This is a genomic window from Chryseobacterium sp. 2987 (assembly GCF_031456375.1).
GTDB classification, from domain to species: domain Bacteria; phylum Bacteroidota; class Bacteroidia; order Flavobacteriales; family Weeksellaceae; genus Chryseobacterium; species Chryseobacterium vaccae.
Map to the genome: position 1 here is coordinate 125,169 of NZ_JAVDUN010000004.1, position 12,225 is coordinate 137,393.

Annotated in this window: 12 protein-coding genes; 4 read left to right on the top strand and 8 right to left on the bottom strand. The window is 36.9% G+C overall.

All coding sequences use genetic code 11. From position 1 onward, the window contains the following. Positions 1 to 5 precede the first annotated feature (5 nt). From J2Y40_RS13290 to J2Y40_RS13300, 3 genes are all read left to right on the top strand, one after another. Positions 6 to 2,312, top strand: a complete 2,307-nt coding sequence (locus tag J2Y40_RS13290) for a TonB-dependent siderophore receptor (protein WP_153395486.1) — start codon at positions 6 to 8, stop codon at positions 2,310 to 2,312. A 93-nt stretch (positions 2,313 to 2,405) separates the two neighbouring features. After that, the gene (locus J2Y40_RS13295) at positions 2,406 to 2,921 is read left to right on the top strand and encodes a hypothetical protein (RefSeq protein ID WP_153395487.1); all 516 of its coding nucleotides are present in this window, start codon (positions 2,406 to 2,408) and stop codon (positions 2,919 to 2,921) included. 162 nt (positions 2,922 to 3,083) lie between these two features. Continuing rightward, complete coding sequence (locus J2Y40_RS13300) at positions 3,084 to 3,671, top strand: hypothetical protein (RefSeq protein WP_153395488.1); 588 nt, start codon at positions 3,084 to 3,086, stop codon at positions 3,669 to 3,671. Positions 3,672 to 3,770: 99 nt separating this feature from the next. Here the strand turns inward: J2Y40_RS13300 and J2Y40_RS13305 are convergent, their stop codons facing one another. Next, positions 3,771 to 4,406, bottom strand: coding sequence for a peroxiredoxin (locus J2Y40_RS13305; RefSeq protein WP_153395489.1), 636 nt, complete (start codon positions 4,404 to 4,406; stop codon positions 3,771 to 3,773). 97 nt (positions 4,407 to 4,503) lie between these two features. Here J2Y40_RS13305 and J2Y40_RS13310 point away from each other — a divergent pair, with 97 nt between their 5' ends. Beyond that, the gene (locus J2Y40_RS13310) at positions 4,504 to 5,388 is read left to right on the top strand and encodes a mechanosensitive ion channel family protein (RefSeq protein ID WP_153395490.1); all 885 of its coding nucleotides are present in this window, start codon (positions 4,504 to 4,506) and stop codon (positions 5,386 to 5,388) included. A gap of 130 nt (positions 5,389 to 5,518) precedes the next feature. Here the strand turns inward: J2Y40_RS13310 and sucC are convergent, their stop codons facing one another. The 7 genes from sucC to J2Y40_RS13345 all read right to left on the bottom strand — a co-directional run bounded on the left by sucC (position 5,519) and on the right by J2Y40_RS13345 (position 12,153). Beyond that, a complete protein-coding gene (gene sucC, locus J2Y40_RS13315) occupies positions 5,519 to 6,709 on the bottom strand; it encodes an ADP-forming succinate--CoA ligase subunit beta (RefSeq protein ID WP_065395119.1) in 1,191 nt (396 codons plus the stop codon). Between the two features lie 167 nt (positions 6,710 to 6,876). Beyond that, a complete protein-coding gene (locus tag J2Y40_RS13320) occupies positions 6,877 to 7,752 on the bottom strand; it encodes a hypothetical protein (protein ID WP_153395491.1) in 876 nt (291 codons plus the stop codon). A gap of 164 nt (positions 7,753 to 7,916) precedes the next feature. Continuing rightward, a complete protein-coding gene (locus J2Y40_RS13325; protein WP_153395492.1) occupies positions 7,917 to 9,194 on the bottom strand; it encodes a chloride channel protein in 1,278 nt (425 codons plus the stop codon). A 2-nt stretch (positions 9,195 to 9,196) separates the two neighbouring features. Then, positions 9,197 to 9,583 carry a DUF423 domain-containing protein gene (locus J2Y40_RS13330; protein ID WP_153395493.1) on the bottom strand — a complete coding sequence of 129 codons (387 nt, stop codon included), beginning with the start codon at positions 9,581 to 9,583 and terminating at the stop codon, positions 9,197 to 9,199. Position 9,584: 1 nt separating this feature from the next. Next, positions 9,585 to 10,658 carry a hypothetical protein gene (locus tag J2Y40_RS13335; protein ID WP_153395495.1) on the bottom strand — a complete coding sequence of 358 codons (1,074 nt, stop codon included), beginning with the start codon at positions 10,656 to 10,658 and terminating at the stop codon, positions 9,585 to 9,587. After that, the gene (locus J2Y40_RS13340; RefSeq protein WP_153395497.1) at positions 10,658 to 10,825 is read right to left on the bottom strand and encodes a hypothetical protein; all 168 of its coding nucleotides are present in this window, start codon (positions 10,823 to 10,825) and stop codon (positions 10,658 to 10,660) included. The genes J2Y40_RS13335 and J2Y40_RS13340 overlap by 1 nt, the downstream gene beginning before the upstream one ends. After that, positions 10,825 to 12,153, bottom strand: a complete 1,329-nt coding sequence (locus tag J2Y40_RS13345; RefSeq protein ID WP_153395499.1) for a hydroxymethylglutaryl-CoA reductase, degradative — start codon at positions 12,151 to 12,153, stop codon at positions 10,825 to 10,827. Before J2Y40_RS13345 ends, J2Y40_RS13340 begins: the two co-directional genes overlap by 1 nt. Positions 12,154 to 12,225 lie beyond the last annotated feature (72 nt).

Sequence of the window (12,225 nt, forward strand, 5' to 3'; positions counted from 1 at the left end):
ATAAAATGAAAAGACAACTACTTTCTTTAGGCCTTCTATTTACCGCTGTTTCATTGGGCGCACAGCTAAAAAACGTTGAGGCAGATACCATTAGAACCCAAACTATTGAAGACATCAATCTTCATAAAACAGGGAACCCGAACCAGGCTAGGACTTTATCTACAAAATCCAACCTGACGGTAATGGAAAATCCACAGGCAATTGCCATTGTAACGCATGAAATCATTGAGCAGCAACAGGCCAAACAGTTAAGTGATGTTCTTCAGAATGTAAACGGAATGTATGTTACGTCTTCAAGAGGAAACTCTCAGGATAGTTTTGGAGGAAGAGGCTATATGCTGGGGAATGATAATATGTTTAAGAACGGTACCAGAATTAACAGTGGTGTTTTTCCTGAAGTAAGCGGTTTAGAAAGAGTGGAAGTTCTGAAGGGAGCTAATGCTATGCTTTACGGAAATACAGCAGCTGGTGGGATTATCAATATGATCACCAAGAAGCCTAAATTTAATTTCGGGGGAAGTATCGGCATGAATGCAGGAAGCTGGAATTCTTATAAGCCAACTGTGGATATTTATGGGCCGTTGTCTAAAAATATAGCCTTCAGAGTAAATGGTGCTTATGAACATTCTGAAAGTTTCAGAGATATAGTAGAATCTGAAAAATATTATTTCAATCCATCATTCTTATTTAATATCAGTCCAAAATCACAATTAATTGTAGAAGCAGATTATTTAAAAAATAATTTCACACCGGATTTTGGTTTGGGAACTATTACCAACAGGGATAAAAGCTATTCATTAGTTACCGGGCTGCCAAGAAATGCATTTTTAGGAACAGACTGGCAATATCAGAATGTAGAACAGGTTTCTACCAATGTTACCTTTAATCACCAGTTTAATGAAAAATGGTCATTAAACACAGTAGCGTCTTATCAGAATTATACGAAAGATTATTTCTCTACAGAAAGAGTACAATGGGAATATGCTCCTGACAGCAGACTGGCATGGAAAAGACCGTTGAACAGAACATACAACGAGCAGAACTATACTTCATTACAGGCAAACATTAATGGTGAGTTCAATACAGGAAAGATCAGTCATAAGATTTTGATGGGAGCAGATGCAGATTATGGTACTGCAGATGCTTACACTTACTATAACCCTTCCAACGGACTTACCTATGGTTCAAATTATGTGTATGGTACCAACGGCGGTAATAGTCTGCTTTACCTGGATGATCCTGCCACATGGGCTGGCGGAGCTATTCCAGCAGCGGAAAAATCTGATAAAACCCGTATCAATACAAGAAGAATTGGGGTATATGTTCAGGACTTCATCAGCCTTACCAAACAATTTAAAGTGATTGCAGGTTTACGCTGGTCTTATATTGAGAATATGCCAACCCTCAATACTAAGTTCAGAACCGATCTTAAAACTGAAACTCCTAATTCAGCGACTTCTGATCAGGCTGTATCTCCAAAAATCGGGTTAGTGTATATGCCTGATGATAATTTATCTGTATTTGCAACCTATACCAATTCATTTGCGGCCAATGCGGGATATATGTCTAATGAAATTGATAATCTTAATACTACAGGAACAGCAAATGATGTAGTCAACAGAGTAAGATTGCTGTCTAAACAGGCGATAAGACCTACAACCATTGATCAATATGAAATCGGTGCTAAGAAAAACTTCTGGAATAATGCGCTGGCAGTAAATTTAACATTGTATCAGATCAACAACAATAATACCTACCAAAACTATTTTTATCTTGATGCAGCCGGAAGCCCACAGACTCCAGACAGCAATTTAAAAGAATTCGCAGGAAAAACCAGAAGCCGCGGGGTTGAATTGGATATTACCGGAAATCCTAATGAAAACCTTTCCATCATCGGAGGTTTCTCATACAACAATACGGTTTATACCAGCACTCCGGAAAAAGGGTATGTTGAAAACCAGAGACTGGTAAGAACTCCGGCCACAACAGCCAATCTATCTGTTTTTTATAAATTCTCCAATTATGTGAAAGGCTTGAAAGTAGGAGCCGGAATTTATTATATCGGGGACAGGCTAGCAGGATGGAATGATTCAAAATCAACAAATGTAAGCAGAAATAACGTTACCAGAATGTTTGAGCTGAAAGATTATATGACGGTAACTCTATCTGCTGGATATGACTGGAAAAAATTCTCTATCCAGGGGAAAGTGGGTAACTTATTCGATGTCGTAAACTATAATGTTCACGAAAATTATTCTGTAAATCCTATCACCCCGAGAAACTTCTATTTCACATTGACTTACAAGCTATAGGAATTAAATATTTATAATAATTTCATCAATCAAAGTGGAAATTGCATTTTTGCAGTTTCCGCTTTTTGAATTTAAAAAAACAAACAATACGATATGGACAAGATTAAAGACACGAGAAGTTTCATGAGAATCACCCATCGATATCTGGGTTATTTCCTTGCCGGAATTATGGTAATTTATGCGGTGAGTGGTGTACTGCTCGTTTATAGGGATACTGATTTTCTGAAGAAAGAAAAAAAGTATGATAAAACCGTAGCGGTTCACCTTTCAGAAAAGGAATTGGGAAAAGAACTGAAAATTAAAGGGCTGGAAGTTGAAAAAACAGAAGGTACTATCCTTCACTTCAAACAAGGAACTTATGATGCTTCTACCGGAAAGGCAAAATACGCTAAAAAGGAACTTCCTTTTGTTCTGGATAAGATGGTAAAACTTCATAAATCCCAATCTAAGGAACCGCTATCCCCATTGAATACATTCTTTGGAATCTCTTTATTTTTCTTTGTTATTTCAAGTTTCTGGATGTTTAATCCTAAAACTAAAGCTTTCAAAAGAGGAATTAAATTTACCATTGCAGGACTGGTAATTTCGATTATTCTATTGTATATCTAAATTGTAAAATCTTCAAAAATTTAACTAAATAATTCCTATTTTCATTCTTCTAAAATTAACACTTATTCTGAGTTTTTATCTAAAATTAAGAATCTTGGCACATTTCTTGTTTTTTTTCTTAAGTCTACAAATGATAACATTTAATTATTAAAATAATAAATTATGAAAAAACTAATTTTTGCAGGGATATTGGCAGCAGGTTTAACAACAACCGCTAATGCTCAGATTCAAAAAGGTAACTGGCTGGTAGGAAGTAGCCTTTTAACAAGTAATTTCGGATTAAATACTGGTGGTGGATACAGCGTGGCCCTTCAGCCAAAAGGTGCTTATTTTATAGAAGACAATGTTGCAGTTGGGGGATATGTTAATTTAGGTATAAGCAAAGTTACAAACGGAAGCCCAACCAGATTTGATTATGCGGTAGGTGGATTAGGACGTTACTATCTATCTCCGGGTGAAAAAGGAGTAGATAATTTATTAAATCACGGACGTTGGTTCTTTGAAGGTAACGTAGGTATCGGAGGATCATCTGTTGAAAACGGTAATTCTACAACAGGTCTTGACTTCGGTGTAGGTCCTGGTTACTCTTATTTTATTACTCCAAATATCGGACTAGAAGGTCTTGTTAAATATCAGGGACAAACTGGTTTTGGTAGTGAAGGTTTAAATTCAAATATTACATTCAACGTAGGATTCAGTATTTATTTACCTACTTCAAAAGCTAAAGACATCGCAAGAGATGTAAAATAATCATTTTACACTAACTGATACAAAATTGAAAGCGCCCCGGAAATATTTCCGGGGCGCTTTTCGTACAAATTAAAACTAAACTATAAAAAATCAAATAAATCATGTATTGGGCTGGGGCGTATATCTCAGATACGGCTTTATTTCTGTTACTCCTTTCGGAAATATTTTCCGGGCATCTTCTGTAGAAATGGTTGGAGGTACAATTACATCATCACCGTTTTTCCAATTGACAGGAGTGGCTACTTTATGAGAGTCAACCAGCTGCAGGGAGTCTAATACTCTGATAATTTCATTAAAGTTTCTGCCTGTAGAAGCCGGATAGGTAATAATCAGTCTTACTTTTTTGTCAGGATCAATAATCAGCAGAGAGCGTACGGTAGCCGTTCCTGAAGCATTGGGATGAATGAAATCATAGAGTTCAGAAATTTTCCGGTCTTTATCAGCAATAATAGGAAACTGTACTTCTGTGTTCTGCGTTTCATTAATATCTTTAATCCAGTTCTGATGATCTTCTACTCCATCTACACTCAAGGCAATTACTTTTGTATCCCGTTTCTCGAATTCAGATCTCAATTTTGAGGTATATCCCAATTCAGTAGTGCATACAGGTGTATAATCAGCAGGATGAGAGAATAGAATTCCCCAGGAGTTTCCTAAGAATTCGTAAAAATTAATATCTCCTAATGAGGTCTCTGCTTTAAAATCCGGTGCGGTATCTCCTAGTTTGATTGACATATTATTTCATTTTATTAGTCTACAAATTTAGTAGACTTTTTGAAACTGGCAAAACTTTTGCTAAAAATTAATATATTTATTTAAAAATAATTTATTTATGGAGAAAACAGGGCTCAGTTATGTAGATATGGTTTACAAAGTATTGGAAAACTGGTATATAACATTCGCCGAACTTACCCCTAAACTGATTGTCGGAATTCTGGTATTTACCTTCTTTCTTATTACCAGTAAATATTTAAGCCAGATTGCGGTAAAATTATTCCATAAATTTTTTCCTAAGAGCCAAAAAGAAAGTTCTCTGGTAACACTGATTGGTGTATTCCGGTTTTTGATTATGCTGATGGGATCCTTTATTTCCCTGGAAATTATGGGCTTCAGCGGATTCCTTTGGAAATTTATCGGAAGTCTAGGGGTAGCCGGGGTTATTGCCGGGGTTGCGTTGAAAGATCTTGTCTCAAGTATTTTTTCAGGAGCACTTATTGGTATAGACAAAGCTTTTAAAGTCGGGGATTATATTACCATCGGGGCCCATTCAGGAACGGTTCAGGAGATTGGTTTTTTAACGACAAAAATTCTTACAGATGATGGAAAGAAAGCTTATATTCCCAATCAGGTAGTATTCAATGCACCTTTTTACAACATCACCGCTTCGCCACAGCGCAGAATCATTTTAAATTTTGAAATCCCTGCCGATGAAGATATCAGCAAAGCACAGAAAGGTATTCTTGATGTGGTAAAAAACCTTGAAAATGTTGATAAACTGGATACCGCAGAAGTGATTTTCACAGATCTGAAGCAGGGTTCATTTAACCTTCAGGTTAAGTTCTGGATTAAAATAGGGGCCAATCTGGCGCAGATAAAAAGTAAAGCCTATCTGAATATCAAAGAACGTTTTGATGCGGATAAAATTCTGCTGGTAACGCCTACGAGTATTAACATTACTACCGGGGAAAATAGTTTACCGGAAAGTCAGGATAAATAATTTTTTATTTCCCGCAGATCGCTCAGATTTCACAGATCTTTGTTAATATTTTTCCTTCTTTTGATTTTCCTAATACAAGAAAACCGTCCCACAAGTGAGACGGTTTTCTTATTTATTTAAAAATTTTAGATTATGCTAAAACTTCTTTTACTTTGTTTGCAGCTTCTTCTAAAGTAATTGCAGAGTGAACCGGAAGACCAGACTCGTCAATTAATTTTTTAGCTTCTACAGCGTTAGTTCCCTGTAATCTTACGATCAATGGAACCGGAAGGCTTCCCATAGCTTTGTAAGCATCTACAACTCCCTGAGCTACTCTGTCGCATCTTACGATACCTCCGAAGATATTGATCAGGATTGCCTTTACGTTCGGATCTCTTAAGATGATTCCGAAAGCAGTCTGTACTCTCTGAGCATCAGCAGTACCACCTACGTCTAGGAAGTTAGCCGGGTTACCACCTGATAATTTGATGATATCCATTGTAGCCATTGCAAGACCAGCACCATTTACCATACAAGCAACGTTACCATCTAGTTTTACGAAGTTAAGACCAGCTTCACCAGCTTCAACATCCATTGGATCTTCTTCTCTTGTATCTCTTAATTCAGCTAAATCTTTGTGACGGAACAATGAGTTGTCATCCAAAGTTACTTTAGCATCTACAGCGATAATTTTGTTATCAGAAGTCTTCAATACAGGGTTGATCTCGAAAAGAGAAGCATCTATTCCTGTATAAGCATTGTAAAGAGAACCAATGAATTTCACAAATTCTTTGAAAGCATTCCCTTCAAGACCTAGGTTGAAAGCAATTTTTCTAGCCTGGAATCCCTGAAGACCTAAAGCTGGATCAATGATTTCTTTGTGGATTAAGTGAGGAGTTACTTCAGCAACATGCTCAATATCCATTCCTCCTTCAGTAGAATATACGATAGTATTTTTACCTTCAGCTCTGTCTAAAAGAATAGAAACATAAAATTCTTTAGTTTCTGTCTCACCTGGATAATATACATCCTCTGCAACCAAAACAGAATTTACTTTTTTACCTTCAGCAGAAGTCTGAGGGGTAATAAGCTGCATTCCGATGATGTTCTGAGCGTTTTCTTTCAACTTGTCCATGTTTGGAGAGAACTTTACACCACCACCTTTACCACGACCACCTGCGTGAATCTGTGCTTTTACAACCCAGCCTTGAGCTCCGGTTTCAGCAGTTAGTTTTTCTGCAGCAGCAACAGCTTCGTCTACATTGTTTGCAACGAAACCACGTTGGATGGCTACTCCATACTTTGATAAAATCTCTTTTGATTGATACTCGTGAAGATTCATATTATTTTTATTATTTTATTTTAAAATTTAAAGGTTGACAAATTTACTAAAAACAGATGAAATATCAATTTTTATTTTAAAGAAAGCAATGCATTCTGAAGAAATTTAAAGGAGATAAAAATCATGTTTTTGACCTGAAAAAAGGACTATAGACAATCTATCGTTTTTTATCCTACAATTCCAAATTTTTTATTCATAAAATCAATAATTACAATTTTGTCCATGAAAAAAACGTTTCCTATAATTCCGTCAATCCCATCCTGTTTCAAAGAAAAATAATCTTCATCTGTATACCAGAATTCCCGGGTTCTGAAATATTGATTTCCAATCTGAATCTTTTTATCTGTTTCCACCGCTTTTACAACCAGTGGATTGTTGAAATTACGAATATTCAGTTCTTCTTTATACTTTGACTGGTTAATCAGGTCTGCAAAATTCTGTTTGTAGGTAACAATCGGAAATATGCTGGCTCCACTGTCATACTGAAAATTGTATATTTTATTTTCAACTTTCAAAGGAATAACCGGTTTGTTGTTTTTGATCTGCATGGTGACAAAATCAGCCTTAGATTCTAATTTCCGGCTCAATTTATTGCTTACTGTGATCTTCTTGCCAGGAAAATCAATCACAAGATATTTGTTCTGAAAAATATCAGCGCCCACTATTCCACAAACTTCTCCCTGATCAAAATTTAAAAGCCCCTGCAGCTTATAGTTCTTTATAGCATACTGATCGATACTGAAATTCTGATTTTCAACAAAAAATACCGGATGTCCGGCTGCATCGGATGTGGGATCTATTTTTTTAGTTTTCAAAAGCTCTGTATTTTCAAAGCATTTATCATAGATCAGCGTATAATTGGCTCCCAGATCGAAGTGGAAAGGATAGGTTTTATTTTCGATGGTAAAAGGAACACTCATCGCAATATGATCAATTAATTTGTTTCCGATAGAGTCTTTTTCCCATTTGAAATGGATGGTCTGTGCATTGACTGCTGCGGACAGAGCAAGAAATACTGATGAAATAATGGTTTTTAGTTTCATATGTGATTCAAATATATTTAAGAAATCATAGTTAATTTTCAAATATGCAACTATTTATAAAGTCAGCAAAGCTTTGGCAGAGTTTTAACTGATTATTAACCTAGTGATACAAAAAAAGCTCTCCGGTTAAGGAAGGCTTTGTGATATTCATAAGATTATTTATTTTATTCCTCAGTCTGTTTTTCCGACTGTGAACCGATAAACGGAATTCTTGGAGCCAGAAAATATCCGGTTAGACTCGCAAAAAGAATCGGTACAAAATAGGTAAACCCGGTAAGTGTTCCCAGAATAATGGTGGTACTCATCGGTGTACGGGTAACACAAGCATTGATGGCAGCCATACAGCTCACAATCGCTAAAGTAGTATCTACATTCGGGAACAGATTGTGAATAATTAATCCTAATGTTGTTCCTACAAAGAACAGCGGAATAATAAAGCCTCCTCTCCATCCTGAGGTTACCGTTATGGCAATCGCCAATATTTTAAAAACTAAAATAATGATCAGAAAGTTCAACGCAAAATTTCCGTTGATCAGTTGATTAATTTCGTTGTGTCCAAAATATCTTGTAAGGGGAAAATAGTAAGCAATAATTCCTAAAATAATTCCTCCTGTTAATGTTTTAATAAAGATTGGAAATTTTCTGTACTCAAAAACTTTTTTGAAAAATTTCACCACAAAAATAAAGATCCATCCAAAGGCTGTGGCCACTACTCCGAATAAGGAAGCATACAAAAAATCATACACTCCGGTATAGTGATAAGCCTTCAGATTCCAGGTTGCCCCGATTCCCAGATGAATAATCAGAGTAAACATCAGATAACTGAAGCAGCTTGCTACCAATGCAGGGATAATCGCTTTGTAATATTCCACTGCATGTTTATGATGCAGAATTTCAAGGGAAAAAAGACTTCCTCCAAGCGGTGCTCCAAACAGGGCTGTAAATCCGGAAGCCATCCCGGCAATACTCAAAGAACGCAGCTCTTCCCCTTTTAATCTGAAAATTTTCCCAAGCCATGTTCCGGTAGAACCGGTAACCTGCACCAAAGGAGCTTCCGGTCCCAGACTTCCTCCTGATGCTACACAAAAAAGCGAGGAAAGAATCATTGACGGATTGTTCTTCGGATCTAATTTTCCTTTATTGAATCTGATGTTATTAACAATCAGGTGAATTTCTCCCGGATCGCCGATAAAATGAATAACCAGCCCGGCCAGAAGACCACAGATCGCCATAGTGGGAATCACCATCCATCCTTGGAATTCAGCCAGAAATTCGGTAAAGTGCTCTAAAACGATCCAGTAAAGTCCGGCTATAATGCCGCCTACCAAACCTGTAAAAGCCCACATAAAAAAAGTACGGCTAAATACAAAAGGATTGAATCTTATAGGCTGATCCAGAAGATTGAATGTCTGTATTAGACGTCTTCTTCTATTGATCTTCATTTCTAGATTTTATTTTTGGCGAAATAAAAAATCAGCATTCCCCAGCTTAAGATCATCAACAGGCCTCCAAGTGGGGTAATTGGACCTAAGAATTTCAGATTTGCTCCTAAATAATCCTGTAAACTCAGGAAATAGATGCTTACTGAAAATAAAAATGTTCCTGCAATCATCAGGATGGAGGTCCATTTTTCGGAAGAGGTTTCAAACTTCAGGATATATCCGATGATCAGTAAGAAGAACGCCGCATACATCTGGTATCTTACTCCGGTTTCAAAACTTTCCAGTCTTTCCACAGATAATATTTTCTTTAAGGCATGTGCTCCAAATGCTCCCAGGATCACTGAAAGCATTCCATAGACTGCTCCAAAAACTAAAGTAACTGTTTTCATTTTATAATTCTTCTAATTCTAGGGTTAAATATTTTTTTGTTTTATAATCCTGCCAGGTTCCGGAGATTTTATTTCCTTTTATATCTGCTTCTACGAAACCTTTCAGCATCCATTGCCTTGTCTCTTCACTATAATAATCACTTTCTGTAAGCGAAAGATGGCTGCCTTTCAGCTTTCCGTGCCATTCGATCAGTTTTTTATTTTTATCATACCAATATACCGCGGCAACGGAATTATCATCCTTATCGCCATAAACCTCTTTAATTAAAACAGTTATCGGATATTTCCCGTCAATTTTTCCTTTATACAGCTTATTGAGCAGGCTTGTTTTTTCCACCAGATCAGATCCGTTGAGTAAATTCTTGGCATAAGGGCTCAAATACTTGTCCAGATCTTTGTACGAAAACTCCACCACGTGTTCAGCCAGTTCATCCAGTGCCCTCATCGCATGATTGGAACATCTTTCTGTAATAAATTTTATCTTGTCTGTTTTGAAATAATATCCAATACTTACTAATGTATAGTTTGTATAACATTCTTCATACATTCCAATCTGGCTCAGAATTTCTTCAGTCTGCTTAGGCTCGGCTTTCAACCGGACAATAAAATCATTAATTTCCTTTTTTACTCTTTTCTGAATTAAACTTTCTATTGTTTTAACAGCCTCTGGTCTGAACAGATCCTTGGCATTGATGAGATTCCCTGTCCGCAGATCAAAATTTTTCCAGAGAAAAAAACTTTCCGGGTAAGCCCCTGAACTTTCACCATCCATAGCGATACTCAGGATATTCTTCGGCGTATCCATTTTTTCCCAGCTGTAAAAATGAACATAGTTGGCGCCTTCTCCCCCTGAGACAAGATTAAAAGGGTTCCCTCCTGCTCCTGGAACATATTCCAGTTGATCTACCTGTAAAAGCGTATTAATTTTATTGGCTGCAACAGGCTTTTCAGCATAGGTAACAACAGGAAAATAGCGGTTTTCAGATGCTGGCTGCAGATGGGATATTTTCACATTCTTCTGTTGTGAAAAGCTTAAAACTGAGATCAGTGTACATAACAATAGGGTTCCTTTCATTATTCTGCTTTTACGTAGTATAAAAAAATTCCTTTTACCAGACTGGAAATTCCCAATATAATCAAGACATTGGAAACTTTTTTAGGATCAATCAGACTTTCCCACGACATTTTTCTCAGAACAGTTCCGAGTATAATTAATAATATGGGTATAATGAGTTGCCCCATTATTGTGCCCTCATTCGGTTAAACTCATTGATCACTTCGTGGTGGCTTACCGTTTTATCTTTAAAATAAGTTACAAAATGCTGTTTTTCTTCTTCCGTAGCTCCTAATTGATTTAATATATTCAACAGGTGCATTTTCATATGCCCTTTCTGAATTCCGGTGGTTACCAGAGAACGAAGCGCTCCAAAATTCTGGGCCAGTCCGGAAACTGCCAGAATACTCATTAATTCCTGTGCAGAAGGTTTTCCCAGAAGTGCTAAAGAGAATTTTACCAACGGATGAAGATTCGTCAGACCGCCTACAACTCCTACGGAAATCGGAAGATCAATCCAGAATCTGAAAATCCCGTTATCTGTTGTACAATGAGTCAATGATCTGTACTGTCCGTCTCTTGCGGCATAGGCATGGGCACAGGCTTCTGTAGCTCTGAAGTCATTTCCTGTAGCAATCACCACTGCGTCTACTCCGTTCATTACCCCTTTGTTGTGGGTTGTTGCACGGAAAGGTTCTATTTCGGCAATGGTAACGGCCTGCTTGAATTTTGAAGCAAATTCTTCAGGAGAAATTCCGCTATCGTCTTTTAAATCTTCCATTTTACAGGAAACCTCAGCTCTTACCAGACAGTCCGGTGTGAAATTGGAAAGAATATTCATCACGATCTGAAGAGAATCTTTTTCTTCTTTTGTGAAGTCTTCGCTTACTGCCACTTCCTGTCTCAACGTTTTTCCAAACTGCTCCAGACAAGAATTGATAAAGTTCGCTCCCATGGAATCTACTGTATCAAAGCTGACTTTAAGCTGGTAATAATTCGGCATTTCTGCGGTTTTATCTACCAGTTTAATATCTAAAATACCACCGCCACGTTTTCTCATGTTTGCGGTAATATCTTCTGTAGTTTCAAATAATTTTTTCTTTAAGCTGAAATTAAAAAAATGAAGCAGCTTATGAGGTTCTACATTGAATACGAAATGGGTATGTCCTAATTTTTCGTTGTTGATGATCGTTGTTTTAAAACCACCTTTATCGATCCAGAATTTAGCAGCTTTGGAAGCGGCTGCTACTACTGAACTTTCTTCCACAGCCATCGGCAGGGCCAGTAATTTACCATCGATTAAAAAATTCGGGGCAATTCCGTAAGGCATATAAAAATTGGAGATTGTATTTTCAGAAAACTCCTCATGAAGCTTCTGAAGATCAGCATTATCGTTCCAGTATTGTTTCAGTATAGTTTGATATTCCTCGTTTCCTTCAAGATATTCATTAACGAGCCAGTCGATCTTCCCCTGCTTGGTCAGCTTGGAAAAACCTTCAATTGGTTGATGATTCATAATCTAATTTTAATGAAGCGTAAATATAGTGATTTTGAGACAGTGTTTTGTGGATAACTTCTATGAAAAAAG